This window comes from Rubripirellula lacrimiformis (assembly GCF_007741535.1).
GTDB lineage: Bacteria > Planctomycetota > Planctomycetia > Pirellulales > Pirellulaceae > Rubripirellula > Rubripirellula lacrimiformis.
Map to the genome: position 1 here is coordinate 457,601 of NZ_CP036525.1, position 20,015 is coordinate 477,615.

Genomic DNA, 20,015 nt, shown 5'->3' on the forward strand with positions numbered 1-20,015 from the left:
GATACTGGGCCACCTGTCGTTTGGTCTCTACAATGCCGCGGTCGCCGCAGCAGGCGATCGTCCCATTCTTTCACTCCGGAGTCATCACCATGTTTTATCACAGTGTTCATTTTTGGTTGCGCGACGGGGTCGGCGAAGCAGAGCGTCAGCAAGTGATCGAAGGGGTCAAGAGCCTGGGCAACAGCCCCAACATGGAATCGGCACGCGTTGGAGTGCCCGCAATGACCGATCGAGCGGTGGTTGACAATTCGTATAGCATCCAGCTGATCGCCGTGTTTGCCGACAAAGCGGCACATGATCGATACCAAAGCACCGACGACGAAGTGCATCAAGCGTTCATCGCCAACTTCAAGCCCTACTGGACCAAGGTCGTCATTTACGACTCGTTGGACGCTTAAAGGCCCGTGCCGCCGATGCGTTCGGCTGCCGCCCGCCGATGCAATCGTATCAATACTTTCCGTTGGTGCCGAACATGTCTTTCTTCGATGGACGCGGTCGAATTCGGACGCTGTGATCGGGTTCGCCAGTCACGCGGTCGAATTCGTCGGGGGTTCGGCGAGACGGTACATAATCGTTCGTTTCGTCGGTCCACTTTGCCAACGCTTGGGTCAAACGCTGCTTGACCGACGCGTATGCCGGGTCATTGATTCGGTTGTTCAGTTCGCCCGGGTCGCGTTCCAGGTCAAACAGTTCCCACTGTGGCCGCGGTGATCGAAAACACGCTTGTTGTTCGGGCGACAGAGTTCCCGCTTTTTGCATCTGCAACATGTTCTGCCAACTGAGTCCGCGTCCGGCATCCGCGGATGGCGTCGGTGGCAGGTCGACATAATCGTTGCGGATCAACTTGAATCGCTGGGTCGTGATGCATCGGGCGTGATCTTCGTAGTCGTGCCAGTGATCTTCGGCAAACGCGAACTGGCGGTGCGGTTGTTCAGGGTTCCACAACACCTTGGCAAAGCTCTGGCCTTCATTGGCCATCGCATTGGCGCCGGCAAGTTCCAGGAAGGTTGCGGCGATATCGACGCTGCTGACCAAGGCTTCGGTGGTTCCACCCGCTTTGACCTTCGCAGGCCAGCGAACGATCCAAGGGGTTCGGATTCCCCCGTCGTAGAGCGTCGTCTTGTCGCGTGGGAACGGGCGTCCATTGTCGCTGATGAACAGGATCAGTGTTTCGTCATCGACGTTCTGCTGCTTCAGTTTGGCGACCACCTTGCCCACGTAGGTATCCAGTCGCCCGATTTCGTCATAGTAAAGCCGCAGGTCTTCACGCACATCGGCCGTGTCGGGCAAGTGCGCCGGTACGATGACATCATCACGGCTGTGGGGTGGGTCCAGTGATCCTTCGGTGTACTCGCGATGGGGGTCCAGTGCGGCTAGCCATAGAAAGAAGGGTTGGTCACGAGGACGTTCTTCAATCGCTCTTTCCCAATCTTTACATCCGCTGGGTTGGGATGCGACCATCTTGGCGGGTTCACCATCCTTGCTAGACGGTAGCACGAATCCGGCCGCGTCCGCCTCGTAGATGCGGTCAAAGTGGTCGCGAACCGCGTCGCCCAAGTGCCACTTCCCGGCCGCCGCTGTGTAGTAGCCGCTGTGCTGGAGCCGCTTGGAAAATGTTTCGGAATCTTTCGGCAGCGGCCAATGCAACTGTTCGGCCCCTGTGTTGTGAGGATACTTTCCGGTCAGGATGCTTGAACGCGATGGGCTGCACGAATTGGTGGTCAGATAGGCGTGTTCGAACTGCAACCCATCGGTTGCCAAACGATCAATGTTCGGAGTCCGGATCGCAGGGTGCCCGTAGGCTCCGCAATCATTCCAGTTCATGTCGTCGGCGATGATCAGCACAAGGTTGGGGCGATCTTCATTGGCCATGACACTTGGAACGCCCAGGCCAATCAAAAGAAGTGCAATTGGTAGGTTCAGGCCGCGGTTGTGCATGGATGATCCTTGTGGAAAAGCAGTGGGGCCAGCGGTACGCCAGCCAGTAGGCAGGGCAGGGCAGGGCAGAGAAGCGTGGGGGCATGATTTTGTTCCACCCCATCGACTGCTCAAGCCCGCGATCGAATCAATGATAGTCGCCGATGGCGATCGGCAGCAGAGGTTGCCGTAGGATCCCAGCAATCCGGCGGCTTCCGTCACTAGAGTCGGCCCCACCACCTGGCGATGGAATTCGGCCGGTTCGGATCGCTCGCCGCTGCCACAGAAACAGTGGTCCGCAAGGGTGGCTGCGATAGCCGGCCAGGCCGTTTCGGGGGCGCGCAAGCGAGGTTGAATGGGATTTGAACGCAAAGGCGAGCGATCGGGGCCGTGCCCCGTGACCCAGATCGCTGCGCCTCTACCCGTGCGTCCTTGCAAGGGAGTGCGTGTCGCACATCTCTTTCCTCGGTCAGGCCCGATCCAATGGTTCCCGGACCCTATTTAGTAGTATCGGGACCATGCTTGGGTTAATCTATGCGGCGATCGCCCCATCTTTCCCCCCCGAATCGGTCTTCAGTTTCCACCGTGCCATCCCGCGACCAATCTTCGGACACTCCGCCATCGGCTGAAGCCGATCTCCCGCCGCTGGATGCCGCTTCGCTGTGGGCTGCTTTCTCGCAGACCAAAGGTGTCGGCGTCAGCATCACCGACGCCCAGGGGCGATTGTTGTTCGTCAACGATACCGCGATGGTGTTGTTTTCGAAAACGGCAGAGATCGCGTACCAGGGAAAATGCATCAGCGATTTTCATTCGCCCGAATACGTTGCCGAGCGATTGGCGATGATTGGCCGTGTGTTGCACGAGGGCCGGCCTTTGTCGATGCAGCATATCTATCACGGAAAGAAAATCTGTTCGACAGTCTGGCCGATTCGCGATTCGCAGCCGCCCTATGACCGGGTGGTGGTGATCAGCCGAACCGATTCCGGCGACGGCATGATGATTCCCGAAGTGGCCGAACAGGTCAGTACCGAGTTCATTGACTTGGGCCCGCTAAGCGTCTTGACTCGCCGCGAGGTCGAAGTCGCAGTGCTGCTGGGCCATGGGATGAGCGTCCCCAGGGTTGCCCAGTTGCTGCACCGTAGCCCGAAAACGATCCAGCGTCACAAGGCGGCGATCAGCACCAAGCTGGGTGTGCATGGACAGGCCGAATTGGTCGCCATCATTACCGAAATGGGGCTGGAACTTGACGATGCAAATCGAAAACGGTTTCCTTGTCATCCGGATTCGTAACCGGACTGAATGACGCTGCGTGGCTTGTGCCGCTGCGGCGATCAAGTCGGGGCTTCCTCGGGCGGGGCCAATCATTTGCATGATTGGGAGCCATGGAAATGGCCGCGACTGCGGGCGCTATCGCTATTGCGGTGCCGTGGGACAATCGTGGAATGCGCAGAACAGCAGAATCGGTGGTGCTGAAAACCTGTTCAATGTCGCTGCGTTCGATTCTATTAGTCACGCAATGTTCCCTCTGATTATCGACCAATAGAAGTGACCTATGAGTTCGCAGAACCGAGACACGATACGCGACATGATGGACGACGAAGTCTATGCTTCGTCAGACCTTTCGTCGGCCATGCCCAAGGATCAGATGCCACAGCAGGAACGGTCGTCACGGCATGTCTATTCGGCGATCCATGACGAGTTGATGCTGGACGGTAATTCGCGACAGAATTTGGCGACTTTCTGCCAAACTTGGGCGGAACCAGAAGTGCACCAGTTGATGGACGAGTGCATGGACAAAAACATGGTCGACAAGGACGAGTATCCACAGACGGCCGAGATCGAACGCCGCTGTGTCCGCATGCTGGCCGCGCTGTGGAATTCGCCGGATGCGACCAACACCTCGGGCTGTTCAACGACCGGTTCTAGCGAAGCAGCGATGCTGGGCGGCATGGCGATGAAGAGGGCCTGGGAAGCCAATCGCAAAGCCGCCGGAAAGCCTTACGACAAGCCCAACCTGATCACAGGCCCGGTCCAAGTGTGTTGGCACAAGTTCGCTCGCTACTGGGATATCGAACTGCGAGAAATTCCCATGGAGGGCGATCGGATGATCATGTCGCCCGAGGAAGTGGTTCGCCGCTGCGATGAAAACACGATCGGCGTTGTGCCGACGCTTGGCGTGACGTTTACCTGCCAATACGAACCGGTCAAAGCGGTGGCAGATGCACTGGATCAATTGCAGCAAGAAACCGGACTCGACATTCGAATGCACGTCGACGGTGCCAGCGGCGGATTTCTGGCTCCGTTCTGCGCACCCGACTTGGAATGGGACTTTCGCATTCCCCGTGTAAAGTCCATCAACACGTCTGGTCACAAATTTGGCTTGGCTCCGCTGGGCGTCGGATGGGTGATCTGGCGAGACGCGAGCGACCTGCCCGAAGAAGAGATTTTCTGGGTGAACTACCTGGGCGGAAACATGAAAGACATTGCGCTGAATTTCTCTCGCCCCGGCGGTCCCGTCGTTTGCCAATACTACAACTTTCTGCGGCTTGGACGCGAAGGCTATCGACGGATTCACGCGGCGTGTTACGAGACGGCACAGTACCTAGCAGCCGAAATTGAAAAACTAGGGCCGTTCGAGATGATCTACAGCGGCGACATGGCCAGCGGCATTCCCGCGCTGTGCTGGAAGGTCAAACAGGGCGTGGATCCAGGGTTCACGCTGTACGATTTTGCAGACCGTCTGCGGGCTCGCGGTTGGCAGGTTCCTGCCTATTCGCTTCCCGCCGACCAACAGCAAATGGTCATCCAGCGGATCCTGGTTCGACATGGTGTCAGCCGAGATCTCGGGGAACTGTTGATGGAAGATATGAAGCGGGCGATCGATCACTTCGAAAAGCATCCGGTCCATACGCCGCTTTCGGAGTCCGAAGCGTCCGGTTTCCGTCACTAACGATTTGCCGGCGCTCGGCCCCGCAAATCGAATCAACCATTGTCAAGGAACGTGATGGATCAGCCATCCCAAGGTCATCTGGATTTGCGGAGTCAAGCGTTGTCGGCCGTTGGGCCATGGCCGTTCACAACACGCGTGGCGTTGGAGATTGGCGGAGTGATCCGTCAACGGACCTCTCGCAGTCATCGCAAACGAGTTTCCGAGGCTTGTTCGAGTCATTCGGCTAGCCCCGATTCATGGGCGCGAATCAGCCACCGATTGAACCTGTGGATTGGTTCGGTCTTTGCAATCGGTGCGTTGCTTTTTGCGGTCGCCAGCGGGTTGGCGTTGATGCCCGCGATCGCAGGGCACGTGTTCGACCAACCACGCATCAATGCAATCTACTTTGCGGGATCGATCCCGTTCACGATCGCGGCTTGGTTGCAGTTGTATCAGGCTGCGAACGCCGGTGAATTGGATTCTGGGACGGTCGATTCCGATCGTCGGTTTCTGTTCGGATGGTTCCCGCACCGGATTGGATGGACCAGCAGCGCGTTGCAGTTCATGGGCACTGTGTTGTTCAATCTGAACACTTTGGATGCGATGTTGCCGACGCTGAATTGGTTTCAACAGGACCTGTTGATTTGGTTGCCAGATTTTGCGGGATCGGTGTTGTTCCTGGTTTCGGGTTACCTAGCGTTCATCGAAACCTGTCATCGGTACTGGGCTTGGAAACCCCGAAGTCTTGCCTGGTGGATCGTGTTCATCAATCTGGCCGGGTGTGTCGGGTTCATGTCGTCGGCTGTGTTTGCATGGGTGTCCCCCGGCGCTGCGAACCCCGAATTTGCAACCTTTGCGACGATGTTGACTTTGCAGGGTGCGGTTTGCTTTCTGGTGGGGGCGTTGCTGATGTTGCCAGAGGCCGGGATCGGGTCTGCTTAGATCAGGTCTGCTTAGATCAGGTCTGCTTAGATCAGGTCTGCGGTGATCAGGTCTGCGGTGATCAGGTCTGCGGTGATCAGGGATGGGGTTGGCAGGCCTTTGTTTTCAGGTCTTCATTTACAGGCCAATGGTCACGTCGCGTTCCGAACGATTTCTAGATCTTCAATCGCCCTTGGTCGGCTTCTGCTACGAAGTGCTCGATCGATTGCTGTATCGACTCGGACAACGGCGTGTGTGTGGTGTTGGGGAATGCGTCTAGGAAGGGTTGAAAGTCGAGGTCGCAAACAAAGGGAACTTCGCTTTCACCGGCCGTGATTTGGAATCGCTCGGGAATGCCCAGGGATGAAGCGGACGTTTGCATCGCGTTGATCATTTCCGCGGTGGACGCTGTATGGCTTGGCAGGGTGAACGCACCGAATCCATCGTAGGGTTCCATCAGTGCATTGCCGAACGCGGCACCGACGTCGGGGGCATACAGATAGTCTTGTGAGTTGCGGTAGGGGATTTCGTAAGGCTGTCCCAACGCGATCTGCTTCATCGCTGTTGTTGGTGCTGCTGTTTGACCGGCATCCCGCCCCGGTCCGAACACTGCACCCGGTCGAAGGCAAGCCGTAGCGATGCCGGTGTCATGTGCAAACAGCCGGCACAGGTTTTCGGCTGCCAGTTTCCAGACTCCGTAAACGTTCACGGGCATCGGTTCCGAATCCGTCTCGATTCGGCCTGTCGGGTACGTTGATCGTGGTCCATAAACGGCCATGGAACTTGCGAAAACGAATCGTTGCAACGACGTTTGGCTATGTTTCATCGCTTCGATCAGGTTTTGCGTTCCCGCCAAGTTTGTCTGCAGCCCTCGATCGCGATGCGAATTGCAATCGGGCGTCTGCAGTCCAGCCAGGTGAGCGATGCGGGTGAACGAGTGATGCGATATCCATTGATCGACTTGTGGTCCGTCGCTCACATCGCAGGCGACGACTTCCAATCGGCTCCGGTCGACATTCTCGAACACTCGCTGCGTTCGGTCTTCGTCAGCGCTACGGCTCAGTAGGGTGACGTGGCTGTTGGTGTTATGGAGCAACCACTTTGTGGTCGCCGCACCGATACAGCCATAGCCGCCGGTGATCAGGACGTTCGGGACGGATTCCATGTTCAGATTTGCCTAGGTTGTTTTCGGTATTCGCCGGGGGTGATCCCGGTTTCGCGTTTGAACGCCACCGACAATCGTTCGGTATGTCGGTAGCCGGCCAAGGGGGTGATTTGTTCAAGTGTCATGTTCGTTTCACGCAGCAGTTGCTTGACGCGATCGACCTGTGCACGGGTGATTTCGTCGTGCAATGTGGATCCGAATTCAGCACGAAAGCGGCGTTCCAATTGGCGTCTAGAGATTCGCACGGCATCGGCGACGTGGTTGACATTGATGCCATCGCATGCGTGCTGGCGAATGAATCGGCAGGCTTCGGCCAAGTCCCGATCCTCGGATGCATGGACCTGAGTCGATCGTCGGCAGGATACGCGTTGGGGCGCAAGCAGTTCAAGTCGCGAGTGTCGTTGGCCACCATGCATCATCTGCTGCAAAGCTTCGGCCGCCCGGTATCCAATTCCTTCGGCATCGGGGCGGACGCTGGACAATGTAGGGTCGCACAGCGGGCAGATCGCGTCGTCGTCATCGACACCGATCACACCAATTTGGTCCGGCACCTGGATATCCAGAATGCCGCAAGCGTTCAGGACTTGTTGGCCTCGGATGTCATTGCATGCCAGCAGCCCGGTTGGGTGTTGAAGGGTTTTCAGCCAGGTCGAAACGCCGTGGTCGTCCATCATTCCCGACTGTTCGGCGCCCGAGACGCGTGCCCCTTCCGTCCCGGGTGATTCGTACACCGAAAGTGGCAATCCGGCCGCTTCAACGGCCTCGCGAAAGAATCGCAATCGGGCCATCGAAAAGTGAATGGTTTGGAATCCGCAAAACGCAAATCGTTCGAAACCTCGTTCACGCAAATGGTCAAACGCCAGCCGGGCAACCGCTCGGTCGTCGGTATCGAAACGCGGCATGCCGGGAAATTCGTGGCGGCAGCGGACGTCCACCACCGGCACCCCCAACGCACTCAATTGGCCCACCGAGTGCTGGTCGACTCGGGCGATGGCACCGCTGACCGATGCCGAACCGAGCCAATCGGGCAGGGCCGCGTCGATCGTCATTTCTTGGTGCATCAAAGACCAGTTGGTCCGCGTCCGAGCGAACAGGGCGATGCCTTTAAGTAGTTCGCGGCCGTACGACCGCGATGTTTCCACCATCAGGGCGATCTTGGGGCGGGGGCGGATACTCACTGGCACAGATCTCCCTGGTCACAAAGACTTGACGCAAAACATCATTCGTGTGTCGCAGATCATCATCGACAAACGGTCGGCTAATGTCGACAATGACTCCTGTAAGCAAGCGAAATGGCGTCGTTTTCTGGTAAGATGATATTAACTGCCTTTGACGCGTTTCATCAAGAATCTATCCCCAGCCATCACAGGTGTCGACTCTTGTTCAGGTCAACATTGGTTCTATCCGCGATTGTCACCGTGGTCCTGCAGGCCTGCGTCAGCGGTTTGCCGACGGCACGTGGCGACAGCCCATTGTCGGTCGAACAGCTTGATTTTTTCGAGAAACAAGTGCGTCCTTTGCTGGCACAGCACTGCTATTCGTGCCACAGCGCCGGTTCGAAGAAGCTGCAGGCTGGGTTGCGAGTCGACTACCGCAGCGGGCTGATCGATGGTGGCGATTCGGGCCAGGCGATCGTGCCCGGTGATCCGGCCGCCAGTTTGTTCATGGAGGCTCTGCACTACGAGTCGTACGAGATGCCGCCCAAGGGCAAGTTGGCCGACGACGAGATCGCCGTTTTTGAACAGTGGATCCGCAACGGGGCGCCGTGGCCCGAGGAAGATGTGCCTGAAGCCAGCGGTGATGATCGAGCGAAATTCAATCTGGAAGGTCGCAAACAGGAACATTGGGTTTGGCAGCCGATCCAGTCGCCATCGCCGCCCATGGTCAAGGATGCGTCTTGGCCCCGCGCCGAACTGGATCACTTTGTTCTGGCAAAGCTAGACGACAACGCTCTGGTGCCCAGTCCCGACGCGGACCGCGCCGCGATCTTGCGACGCCTGTATTTGGATCTGATTGGCTTGCCGCCTTCCCCGCAACAGACGGCCGAGTTTCTAGCCGACGATTCGGCGATGGCAACCGAGAACCTAGTGGACCGGTTGTTGCAGTCGCCCCGATTTGGCGAACGCTGGGGACGGCATTGGTTGGATCTGGTGCGGTATGCCGAATCCCGCGGGCACGAATTCGATAACGATTCGACCAATGCCTATCAGTATCGCGATTACATCATTCGGGCTTTCAACGCAGATGTTCCCTACGACCAGTTGATTCGCGAGCACATTGCCGGAGACCTCGTGTCGCCGCCTCGACTGAATCCCGAACAGGGGTTCAACGAGTCGATTCTGGGAACCGGTTTTTGGTTCCTGGGGGAATGGGTCCATTCGCCGGTGGACATCCTGAAAGACGAATCTGATCGTTTTGACAATATGGTCGATGTGATGTCGAAGGCCTTCTTGGGCGTCACGGTATCCTGTGCCCGATGTCACGATCATAAATTTGATGCGATTTCGACGGCGGATTATTACTCGCTGACCGGATTCTTGCAGAGCAGCGACTTTCGTCAGGTGCGTTTCGAGTCGATGGAATCGAATCGTCGTGTCGCGTCACAGTTGTCGAAGGTCGATGCATCCTATCGCGACCAGGTATCGCAGTGGTTGCTTGATCACGGTCACGCCCAATCGCAAGCGACACCTTTGCCCGAGGAAATTTCCAGCCGATTGGTGGTGGACTATCAAAACCTAGCGGACGATCAATTTCTGCAGGACGGATTTATCTTCGGCGATGCTCCGCGTCGATTCGGTGACGCGTGGCTGGATGAATCGGGGGATCAGCCGGTGATTCGTTTGGCGGCCCAGGGGCAGGCCGGGAATGATGCGATTTGGGATGGTTTGGAAACGTTGTCTGAAAAGGGACAAGAGAATCGTGGCAAACTGCACCGGCTTCCTCGCGCCGGTCGAACACTGCGGACGCCAACGTTCGCGTTGAATGCGGGGCGTGTGCTTTGTCGTGTGCAGGGGGAAGGGCATGTTGTCGCCTGCGTTGACTCGCATCGATTGATTGCCGGACCGCTGCATGGTCAAACCGTCCAGTCGATCACTTCGAAATCGCCTTGGGTGGAACTGGATCTGTCTCGCTACATAGGGCACCGGTTGCACCTTGAATTTACGCCCGCACAAAATTCCCGCTTGCAAGTCGCTTGGGTCATGCAAGGTGATCAAACGCAGGTTGCTGCTGCCAAGGCAGCGCTGGGGGATTCCGTGGCGGATCAACCGGATCCGTCGTTGGTCGATTTGGCTAAATCGTCCGACCCATGGCAGTCGCTTGCCGCAGAATGGGCACAGAAACGCGCCGACTTGAAGGGCCAAATCGTGAAGCGATCGCACGCTGCGATGGCGATGATGAACGGGACTGGCGAAGACGCCCATGTTTTGATCCGCGGGAATTCTTCCAGTCCAGGCGATCTTGAACCAAGACACTTCTTGACCGCCATCGCTGGCGATGCACCCATGCCGATCGAATCCGGTAGCGGGCGATTGGAATTGGCGGAACAGATCAATGATCCCGCCAATCCATTGACCAGCCGAGTCATCGTCAATCGAATTTGGCACCATTTGATTGGGCGTGGCATCGTTCCGACGACCGACGATTTTGGTGTGCTTGGCCAACGACCGACGCACCCAGAATTGTTGGATCATCTTGCAACGCGGTTCACCACCGGCGGACAGAGTATCAAGCAGATGATCCGGTACATCGTGCTTTCGCGGACCTACCAGATGTCCAGCAAGCCGGACGCCCAAGCCGTTGCCGCCGATCCTAAGAATTTGCTGTGGCATCACCGATCGCCCAAGCGACTCGAAGGGGAAGCGATTCGAGATTCGTTGTTGACGTTGTCGGGGGAAATCGACCTGACCTCGTTCGGCGAATCGGTCCCTATCCACCTGACATCGTTCATGGATGGTCGTGGACGTCCCAAACGCAACGGGCCATTGGATGGCAACGGAAGGCGATCGATCTATATCGCAGTGCGTCGGAATTTTCTGTCGCCGTTCATGTTGACTTTCGACACGCCGGTTCCATTCAGTTCGATGGGGCGGCGAAATGTATCCAATGTGCCGGCGCAATCGCTGATCTTGATGAACGACCCGTTTGTCGTTCAACAGGCCAGTGGTTGGGCTCAGCGTGCACAGCAGAATGCAGACACGCTCCCGCAGCGAGTTCGGTGGTTGTATCTGTCCGCGTTCGCGCGCCAACCAACGCAGCCCGAGCTTGCTGCAGCGATTGCCTATCTGGATTCGCCACAGGACCAACCGGACATCGGGCGCTGGGCCGATCTGGCTCATGCGCTGATCAATACGAAGGAGTTTATCTTTCTACGATGAATATGAAACCATCTTTTCCTTGTGAACGTTATCAGCCTGCACCGCTTTCGCGTCGTGAAATGCTGTCGCGTTGTGGCAGCGGTTTTGGTGCGGTCGCCTTGGCCGCGCTTCGCCAGGATCGGTCGTTCGGCGCTGCGGGACACTCCGGCGGACCGGGCGCTGCCGGTCACGGTCTGCATCATCCGGCACGTGCAAAGAACGTCATCTTTCTGTACATGGACGGTGGTCCGTCCCAGATCGATACGTTTGATCCCAAGCCGTTGTTGGATAAGTTCAACGGCAAGGATCCCGGCAAATTGTTCAATGTTGAACCGACGCAGTTCAACAACAACGGGTCTGTGTTGGCCAGCCCGTGGAAATTCAAACAGCACGGCGAATCGGGAATCCCGGTCAGCAGCCTGTTTCCGCACGTGGCCGAATGTGTCGACGAATTGGCGCTAATTCGGTCGATGGTTTCCGAGTTTCCCGAGCACACTTTCGCGAACTACTTTCTGCACACCGGCAGCGGGTTGCAGGGCCGACCCAGCATGGGCGCGTGGGTCAACTATGGGCTGGGCAGCGGGTGTCAAAATCTGCCCGGCTTTGTCGTCATCAATGGCGGCCTAATTCCGCCCGGTGGCCTCGATTGCTTCGGCAGCGGTTTCCTGCCGGCAAGTTACCAAGGGTCTGTGTTCAAGCCATCGGGCTCTGGCGTTGCCAATATCGCGCGGACGGAACCGACCGAAATGCGTCAGCGACAAAAGCTGGATCTGGTTCATCAGTTGGACCAGTTTTCGGTCGACCAGTTCGGCCAGCACGACAGCCTTGAATCGGCGATTCGCAACTACGAAGTTGCCTATGCGATGCAAGCCGCGGTGCCCGAGATCATGTCGGTCAAGGACGAGACACAGTCGACTCGGGAAATGTATGGATTGGAATCCAAGTACGAGCCAACACGGATCTATGGTGCCCAATGTTTGATCGCCCGCCGGATGATCGAAAGCGGTGTGCGATTTATCGAATTGACCTGTCCCGATGTCGGTGGTGATCGCTGGGATCAGCACAACAATTTGGAAAAGGGGCACCAGGACAATGCTCGCGCAGTGGACCAGCCGATCGCGGGACTGCTGAAAGACCTACGCCAACGAGGACTGTTGGACGAAACGTTGGTCGTCTGGGCGGGCGAGTTCGGGCGAACACCGTTCGCGCAAGGGAAGAACGGGCGAGATCATAATCAGTTTGGCTTTACGGTCTGGATGGCTGGTGGCGGAGTCAAACCAGGATCGATTTACGGAGCCACGGACGAATGGGGCTACAAAGCGGTCGAAAACCGAGTGGAAGTTCATGATCTGCACGCCACCATGCTGCACTTGATGGGCGTGGACCACACTCGCAGCACCTTCCGTTTTGGTGGTCGCGACATGCGGCTAACCGACGTGAAGGGCCACGTGGTTTCAGACGTCATCGCCTAGCCCCAACGCATGTGGCAGCGAATGTCGCCATGGCTTTCGGCTGCTCCCCCCCCCACCCTCACCGAAACTCTTGGCGAGTTTCGCTACGTTGATGTCCGGGCTTGACTCACCTCGCCCTCGTTTCTTTCCGCACAAAGACTACCACGCCATGCATCACGCACTCACGACGATCATCTTCGCAGCATTTGCAACTGCCGGGTTGGTTCAGGCCAAACAGGTTGACCATTCTTTCCTGGCATGCGGACAGCAAACATACATCATGGGGGCGGATGGCAAACGCACCTGGACCTATCCGCACTCCACTCGTGATGGATACGTTGCCGCCGATGGCACGATCACCTTGACGCTAAGTCGATCCAAACAGCATCCCGGGGGTGCGGTCGTTCAGATCGACCCGCAGGGAACCGAAAGCCTGTTGTGGAAAGGAACGCAAGCCGAAGTCAACAGTGCCCAACCGACCGCCGACGGCACCTATGTGATCACCGAGGCTGGGCCGAAACCGCGACTGTTGGAAATTGATCAAGACGGCAAAGTGTTGGTCCAGTTCCCCTTGGATTGCCAAACCAAGGACAACCACCACCAGACTCGAATGGCAAGGAAGTTGGACGACGGGACTTACCTGGCGCCGCATCTATTTGATTTCGAAGTCGTGCACTACTCCAGCGATGGAAAAGTCTTGGGACGTATCGACACCACGCTTCCCGGGGATCCTGACCGAAAAGTGCACACATGGCCGTTCACTGCCATTCGACATGGGGACGGCAAGACGTTGGTTGCGTGTACCAATGGAAACCAAGTCATCGATTTTGACGCCGATGGCAAGATCGTTTGGCAGTTGACCAACGACGATCTGCCCGGTCCTTGGTTGCAAGACCCGTGTGGCTGCCAATTGTTGCCCAACGGAAACGTGGTCGTCGCTTGCTATGCAGGTGGGCGGAAAGACGTGAACGCGCCGAAGTTGTTCGAAGTGACGCCCGATAAAGAAGTCGTCTGGGTATTTGGCGATGGAAAGAAGTCGGGAATCCACCACTTTCAAATCATCGACACCAACGGCGAACCGTTGAAGCGACCCGCAATGAAGTAGTGCGTCTTGGGTTTGCCGATTCACTTCGTTTGCCCCAACCCCTGGTCAAAATAGTTGCCAGCAGCATCCTGTTCGTGGGTATATTGGGTTCGCACGAACGGTCGAAAGATGAATGCAGGAAAGGTTTTGCAGCGATCGATTGTCTTCGAATCCAACGGTGGTGGGAACGATGTTGGCAACGATGTTGGCAACATTGACCGACAATCGCTCACCTTGCTTAGGTTGTCCATGAACCCGGTTTCTTTCCATGCGAAGTTTTCGATGCGTTGGGGCAGCGTGTGCTTTGCCGCGCGAGTGTTCATCGGTGTATTTCTAGTTCTGTTGCTGGTCGGGTGTCGTAGGGATTCGAGTTCGGCTGAATCGACGTCGAACCTAGCTGAGTCCCGTTCATCGTCACCGGTTGATCTGCGTGCACAGTTGCGGTCGTTCATGCAGGCGCGTGATTGGGAAGCCGCTCGCCCAGTGGCCCGCCAGGCAATCTTGGCGAATCCGAACGATCCCGACTTGTTGACCGACGCGGCGAAGGTTTTTGGGTTTGGTGGTCAGGCACGTCAGGCGGCTGAGATGCTGGTCGAAGCGGCGCGAGTTGCCGACTATCGTCCCGCATCGCGAGTGGATTTTGCGGTCCGAGCGTTGATCGAGGTGGGCGATCTGTACGGTGCGATCGAGTTGCTAGAGAGTGCGCTCGACGCAGCCCCGGAGCACGTTGAACTGCGTCGTGTCTTGGTTGGGTTCTTGGGCGAGGCAGAGCGGACCGAGAAGATCCCGCCCCATTTTATGCGTCTGATTCAAGATCGGAGCTTTGATTTCCCGCTGCTGGTATCGCTTACCGAAACATCCTCGCGGCGGTTCGCGGTGGACACGATCGAACTCATTTTGAAACGCAATCCAACGGATCATCGTTCGAAATTGGGACAAGCGTCTTCGATGATCGCCGAGGGAAACATCCCGGCGGCGGCCCGGGTGCTCGAAGAAATTCTGGAAAACCATCCGGACTTTGCACCCGCCCATGCGTTGTATGGTCGAACATGGGTCCTGCAACGACAGTTCGAAGAGATTGTGAACTGGAACGATACCGCACCCCCGGGGACCACGTCGTACTGTGATTACTGGCTGACCGTCGCAGACTGGGCGGCACACTACGATCGCATGGACGAAGCCGCCCGAGCCTACTGGCAGGCAACTCGTTTGGATCCAAATCGCAGTCTTGCTTGGTCCGGCTTGTCGCATGCGATTCGTGCGGGAACAACCGATGACATTTCAGCGAGCGGCGAACATGAACGAGCTGAGATGTTGCGTGCGATTGACGAACGCATTGTCAACTTGTTGGAACTGCGAAAACGGTATTACTCGTTCAACGTCGGGAATCGAGTCAGTCAATCCGATGCAGTCGCGGTCGCAGAGTCGCTATGGAAACTAGGAAGATATTGGGAGGCGGAGGCCTGGACCGCCTCGGCGACAAGCCTAACGGATTCACCCTCATCGCAGCTCGCGGGCCTGCGGACGCAGATCTTGGCGGCGCTGCAAAACGATCGGCGCTGGCAATCTGATACGGGTCAAGTGGCGTTAACTTTGGATCTGTCGGATTTCCCATTGCCAACGCTCCACAAACGCGGCGAAGCCAACGGTTCGAACCAATCATCGCTTGCTAACGCCCACGATCGTTCCGCTGTAATCCCGGAAAATCTGTCAACCGAACACCTTCAACTCGTCGAGCAAAGCGATCAATGGGGGCTCACGGGAATTGGTGCAAACAATAATCCCGGGGACGCCAAATTAGCAGCCTTGATTCGATCGACGGGAGCCGGCGGCGGCGCGATCGATTATGACCTGGACGGATACTGCGATTTCGTCGTCATGAATGCGGGTGGCACGATGCTGGAACTCGACTCCATGCCCAATGACTTGATGCGGAACGTCGGTCATCGATTTACCAAAGTCACTGACTCGGCAGGTGTCGGGGATCGTGGTTTCGGGCAAGGGATCGCGATTGGTGACTACAACGAAGATGGTTTTCCCGACTTGTTCTTTGCGAATTTGGGAAGCAACCGTCTGCTACGAAACAACGGGGATGGCACGTTTACCGAATGTTCGGACCAGCTGAATGACGATGAACGGCAATGGACGTCCAGCGCGGCATTCGTGGACGTGAACGACGATGGCATCTCGGACTTGTTAACGACCAATTACTGTGCCACGGTCGATTCGTTAAGCAAAGGATGTTTCGACGATTCAGGCCAGGAAGGACCTTGCCATCCGCTGCGATTTCCGGCTCGCAAGGATCAGTTCTTCGTTGGCAGCGGCAATGGAGAGTTTCGGGATGTATCGAAACAGTGGATCGGCAACGGTTCGACCGGACGCGGGCTAGGAATCTTGGCTGGGACGCTAGACAACGAAGGTTTGGGGATTTTGATCGCCAACGACATGTCTGCCAATTTTTACTTCACCCCGCAGGTGTCCGCGCGCGGCGATGAACCTGGGCGGTTATCCGAAAGCGCTGCGGCGAGAGGTGTTGCTGTTGACGGTCGCACGATGACTCAAGCATCCATGGGCATTGCGGCCAGCGACTTCGATGGTGACGGCGACCTTGATTTTTATATGACCGGGTTCGCTCAGGAATACAATATCCTTTACGAGCAGATTTCCGCGGGCTATTGGCGTGATCAAACCGGGCGTCTGAAACTCGATTTGCCAACGCTGTCGACGGTCGGTTTTGGTACCCAAGCCATTGATTTGGACGGCGACGGGATCGATGAAATTGCAGTAGCGAACGGGCACATCGGAGAATTTCCTGACCCCACCGTTCCTCGCTACGAGCAGCCGTTTCAGATCTTTCGCCGCGGTTCTCAGGGGGATTTTGCGCTGCTTGATGACGATCCCTGGGGAACCTATTTCAACACCCCGCATGTCGGGCGGGCAATGTGGCGAATGGATGTCAATCATGATGGCCGTGGCGATCTGATGATAACCCATAACGCCGAACAGGTTCGCTTGCTCGTCAACCAATCCGACGATGATAGCCATCGGATTGCTTTCCGGCTGGTCGCGACTGAATCGTCTCGTGACGCGATCGGAGCCATCGTTCGCTTTCAGGCCGATGGTCGCGCCCGGACGCTCTGGCAACTCGCCGGCGATGGTTACCTCTGCAGCAACGAGCGGACATTACGAGCGGGGCTGGGGAGTGACGACGAAGTCACCAACGTGACGATTACTTGGTCAGACGGCAGCGTCACCGAGCTTGGCACCCTAGCCGCGGATGTTGAGTATCTTGTGGTGCAGGGTCAGACGCTGCCTTATGAATTGAAGCAGTGGTAAGCCGTCGACGAAAAATCAGGAGGCGTCCGTTTGGCTGAGAAACACACTGGGCGCCTACCGCTGTTCCATCGATCGTTCCCAAGTCATGGGGCATTCGAAACGCAGGGAAGCATGACGCGTCGGGTTCGTGTTTCGCGTCCGCCGGATGTTTCTATTCCTCTTTGTTTTCAGTCGTGTCGCCGGTGGCGATCGACTCGTAGTCGACGCCGCAGAGCACAAACTGTTTGTCGACAGGTTGCGGATTCTTTGCGAGTTCCATTCGTTGCTGGTTGATCTCGGTGAGCTGTGACTGTTGTTCGTTCGCCGCGATGGTGGAACGACCATAGGCGATTCGAACGGCCTGCCACGAGAGTGACTCGAGCGGACGATGTAAGTCTTCGAGTAGCTTTGCCAGTTCGGCCAGGTCGTTCAAATTGCGTTGATTGGACTGGGCCAGCTGTTGGCCGATTTCGCGAGTTCTGGCGATCGACGTCGCACGCTGCAAGACCGTTTCGGCTTGATCCGCGCTCACGTTCTGGGCGTCCGGCACCAGACGGCTGAGCGACGATGCCAACTGGAAATAGGCTTTGTCATCGGTCGAATCCGACAGGATGGCTTCGCAAAAACACTTCACGGCACGGCGATCGTCCTGGTCGTTAGCAGCCGATACACCCCGTGCGAACCATGCGTCGGCGTTGTCGGGGATGGTTTCAGTGTTCGTTTCGATCCACTGTTTTAGCGATTCGAAATCTCCCTGCTCCGCATACGCTCGCCCGAGTAGTGCTGACTGCGTCGACGACTGTGGTGTGACCGACTGTAGCTCGGCGATCACCGAATCCCATTCGTCCTTGCCGGCCGCTGCGCGTGCCCTGCCCACCGAACCGATCGGGTCAAGATGTTCACGTGATGCATCGGCAGCAAAGGGAGCCGAAAGACTCAGCAGCGTACGCAGTTCGATTTCTTCGACGTTGCCTTGTTCGCACAATGCGTTCAGCGGTGCCGCGGCTTCGAGTCGCCGACCCTGACGCACCAGAAGCTGCGCGAGCTGGCGATGGGCCATCGTGGCGTCCGGGACCGCATCCAGCACCGCTCGATAGCGAGTTTCCGCTTCGTCCCAACTTCCCTGTTGCACCAACCACTGCGCGGTCTGCCCCAGCGCCGGCAGCTGCGTTTCAGGCACGGCTTCCGCCAATTCGTCCAGCATCATGATCGCTTCGGGGTAGCGATGTTCTTCGCCCAGCACCATTGCCATCGTGAAGACGACCTGCGGATTTTCAGGGGCCATCGAAAATGCTTTTCGGATGGGACCGCCGGCAGCCTTGATCTGTCCGGTCTGAAGTGCTTCTGTGGCGGTGGCAAGCAATGATGGTACGTCGACTATCTGTTCGACCGCAGGGGCAGCGGCGACCGGAGCGGGCGGTGTTACGGCCACTGGCTTTACAGGTTCCGAAAGGGGCTGGTCGGGCGTGCATCCGCAGGAAATGACGAACAGGAAATATCCGATCGTTCGGATGAAGTTGCGATTGCAGAGTCGAATTGTCAATTCTTTTTTCCCCAAGCCAGTGCAAGAATAGTTTGCATCATGAGCATACTCGAATTTCTAGGATATCGTTGGCCACGGTTCTGGGGACACTCGATCGTGTTAGAATTCGTGCCGTCTGGAAGTCGAAGCCTCGATGCGGCATGCATTCTCGGGAGATATCAGTGGGTCGCCTAATTCTTGTCGTTGTCGCGATGATCGCGATTGCTTTCTTGGCAGTCGCGATGTTGCAACAGTCATCGCCTTCCACGTCCGAAAGTGCATCGAACTCCCCTTCGGATTCGACCGATGCGGCCTTGGAGATGGCAGTCAGCCCAGTCGACTTGAGTTCGACATTTGTTGGTCGCCAAGTTTGCAGCGAGTGTCACGAAGATAACTTTCACATGCACGGCAAATCGGGGCATGCGTCGACATTTGTCAGTACTCGCGACTCTGATGTCGCCAAGAAATTTGTCGGGAAAACACTGGATGCCGGTGAACCGTATGGATTGCTAACGTACTCGATGGATGAAAACGGATTACGCGTTGCTCGCGTCGATGATCCGAGTGATCAGTCTTTTCCACTGCAGTATGCGCTGGGTTCGGGGCACAACGCGGTCACGTTCTTTTCGCTGATTTCGGATGCGGCCGACGACACCATTGGTATCGAGCATCGAGTGTCGTGGTTTGCTTCCGATGACCATTTCGGGCTGACGCCGGGGCAAATCGGAACCTCGTCAACGACGTTGGCGAATTGTTTTGGCAACTCCGTCCATGACGAACACATGCGGGCTTGTGTCGATTGCCATACGACTTCGGCAAACATCGTTGATCAAAACATCGTGGATTTAATCCCTAATGTGAACTGTGAAAAATGTCACGGTCCCGGCGGCGAGCATGTGCGTCAGGCTAGGCTATCCAACAATCCGCCGCCGTTTTCGGTCGGACGCGATGATTGGAACGCCGAATCCGAATTGCAGCTGTGCGGCGAATGTCATCGATTGCCGATTGATTTTCCGCCCAAACAACTGCGAGAGTACCCGGCGTTGATGGCCAGGTTCCAGCCGGTGGGAATGCTTCGTAGTAAGTGCTATCTAGAATCAAGCGGCCAGTTTCAATGCACGACCTGCCACAATCCTCATCAAGCGTCGACGGCAAAGTCGATGGAAGCGTACGTTAATGATTGTGTTCAGTGTCACCAAGAGAACACATCCGATCACGTCGTTTGTCCGGTATCGCCTCAAGAAGGGTGTATCGAGTGTCACATGCCGCCGATGCGATTCGAGCAAGGCATGACGTTCCATGATCACTACATTCGGGTGCATCCCGAGGACTGACACGGCAACATCAGGCATTGTC

The 20,015-nt window shown here is 56.8% G+C and carries 14 protein-coding genes; 9 read left to right on the top strand and 5 right to left on the bottom strand.

Annotation, left to right across the window (positions count from 1 at the left end; genetic code table 11):
* Positions 1–89: 89 nt before the first annotated feature.
* A complete protein-coding gene (locus K227x_RS01630) occupies positions 90–398 on the top strand; it encodes a Dabb family protein (protein ID WP_218933691.1) in 309 nt (102 codons plus the stop codon).
* A 49-nt stretch (positions 399–447) separates the two neighbouring features.
* Here K227x_RS01630 and K227x_RS01635 read toward each other — a convergent pair whose 3' ends face one another.
* Complete coding sequence (locus K227x_RS01635; RefSeq protein WP_315854334.1) at positions 448–1,938, bottom strand: sulfatase family protein; 1,491 nt, start codon at positions 1,936–1,938, stop codon at positions 448–450.
* 564 nt (positions 1,939–2,502) lie between these two features.
* Between K227x_RS01635 and K227x_RS01640 the strand changes: the two genes are divergently transcribed.
* The 3 genes from K227x_RS01640 (at position 2,503) to K227x_RS01650 (ending at position 5,788) form a co-directional block, all read left to right on the top strand.
* Positions 2,503–3,207 carry a PAS and helix-turn-helix domain-containing protein gene (locus K227x_RS01640; protein WP_246146437.1) on the top strand — a complete coding sequence of 235 codons (705 nt, stop codon included), beginning with the start codon at positions 2,503–2,505 and terminating at the stop codon, positions 3,205–3,207.
* A gap of 262 nt (positions 3,208–3,469) precedes the next feature.
* Positions 3,470–4,867 carry a glutamate decarboxylase gene (locus K227x_RS01645; protein ID WP_145167773.1) on the top strand — a complete coding sequence of 466 codons (1,398 nt, stop codon included), beginning with the start codon at positions 3,470–3,472 and terminating at the stop codon, positions 4,865–4,867.
* Between the two features lie 54 nt (positions 4,868–4,921).
* Positions 4,922–5,788 carry a hypothetical protein gene (locus tag K227x_RS01650; protein ID WP_145167774.1) on the top strand — a complete coding sequence of 289 codons (867 nt, stop codon included), beginning with the start codon at positions 4,922–4,924 and terminating at the stop codon, positions 5,786–5,788.
* Between the two features lie 154 nt (positions 5,789–5,942).
* On the opposite strand, the gene K227x_RS01655 is transcribed toward K227x_RS01650, so the two are convergent.
* Positions 5,943–6,932, bottom strand: a complete 990-nt coding sequence (locus K227x_RS01655) for an NAD-dependent epimerase/dehydratase family protein (RefSeq protein WP_145167775.1) — start codon at positions 6,930–6,932, stop codon at positions 5,943–5,945.
* 2 nt (positions 6,933–6,934) lie between these two features.
* Positions 6,935–8,110 carry an AraC family transcriptional regulator gene (locus K227x_RS01660; protein ID WP_218933692.1) on the bottom strand — a complete coding sequence of 392 codons (1,176 nt, stop codon included), beginning with the start codon at positions 8,108–8,110 and terminating at the stop codon, positions 6,935–6,937.
* A 201-nt stretch (positions 8,111–8,311) separates the two neighbouring features.
* Between K227x_RS01660 and K227x_RS01665 the strand changes: the two genes are divergently transcribed.
* The 3 genes from K227x_RS01665 (at position 8,312) to K227x_RS01675 (ending at position 13,843) form a co-directional block, all read left to right on the top strand.
* A complete protein-coding gene (locus K227x_RS01665) occupies positions 8,312–11,308 on the top strand; it encodes a PSD1 and planctomycete cytochrome C domain-containing protein (protein WP_246146438.1) in 2,997 nt (998 codons plus the stop codon).
* Positions 11,309–11,367: 59 nt separating this feature from the next.
* Positions 11,368–12,759 carry a DUF1501 domain-containing protein gene (locus K227x_RS01670; protein ID WP_145177086.1) on the top strand — a complete coding sequence of 464 codons (1,392 nt, stop codon included), beginning with the start codon at positions 11,368–11,370 and terminating at the stop codon, positions 12,757–12,759.
* A 148-nt stretch (positions 12,760–12,907) separates the two neighbouring features.
* Positions 12,908–13,843 (top strand): SMP-30/gluconolactonase/LRE family protein, encoded by a 936-nt coding sequence (locus tag K227x_RS01675; RefSeq protein ID WP_145167777.1) that lies wholly within the window; start codon positions 12,908–12,910, stop codon positions 13,841–13,843.
* A gap of 20 nt (positions 13,844–13,863) precedes the next feature.
* Here K227x_RS01675 and K227x_RS30165 read toward each other — a convergent pair whose 3' ends face one another.
* Positions 13,864–14,145, bottom strand: coding sequence for a hypothetical protein (locus K227x_RS30165; RefSeq protein WP_218933693.1), 282 nt, complete (start codon positions 14,143–14,145; stop codon positions 13,864–13,866).
* Positions 14,146–14,272: 127 nt separating this feature from the next.
* Between K227x_RS30165 and K227x_RS01680 the strand changes: the two genes are divergently transcribed.
* Positions 14,273–17,158, top strand: coding sequence for a CRTAC1 family protein (locus tag K227x_RS01680; protein WP_218933694.1), 2,886 nt, complete (start codon positions 14,273–14,275; stop codon positions 17,156–17,158).
* A gap of 151 nt (positions 17,159–17,309) precedes the next feature.
* Here the strand turns inward: K227x_RS01680 and K227x_RS01685 are convergent, their stop codons facing one another.
* Positions 17,310–18,680: a tetratricopeptide repeat protein gene (locus K227x_RS01685; protein ID WP_145167779.1), complete on the bottom strand. Its 1,371-nt coding sequence runs from the start codon at positions 18,678–18,680 to the stop codon at positions 17,310–17,312.
* Positions 18,681–18,841: 161 nt separating this feature from the next.
* Between K227x_RS01685 and K227x_RS01690 the strand changes: the two genes are divergently transcribed.
* Entirely contained in the window at positions 18,842–19,993 is a 1,152-nt protein-coding gene (locus K227x_RS01690) for a cytochrome c3 family protein (protein WP_246146439.1), read from the top strand.
* The last annotated feature ends 22 nt before the right edge of the window (positions 19,994–20,015 follow it).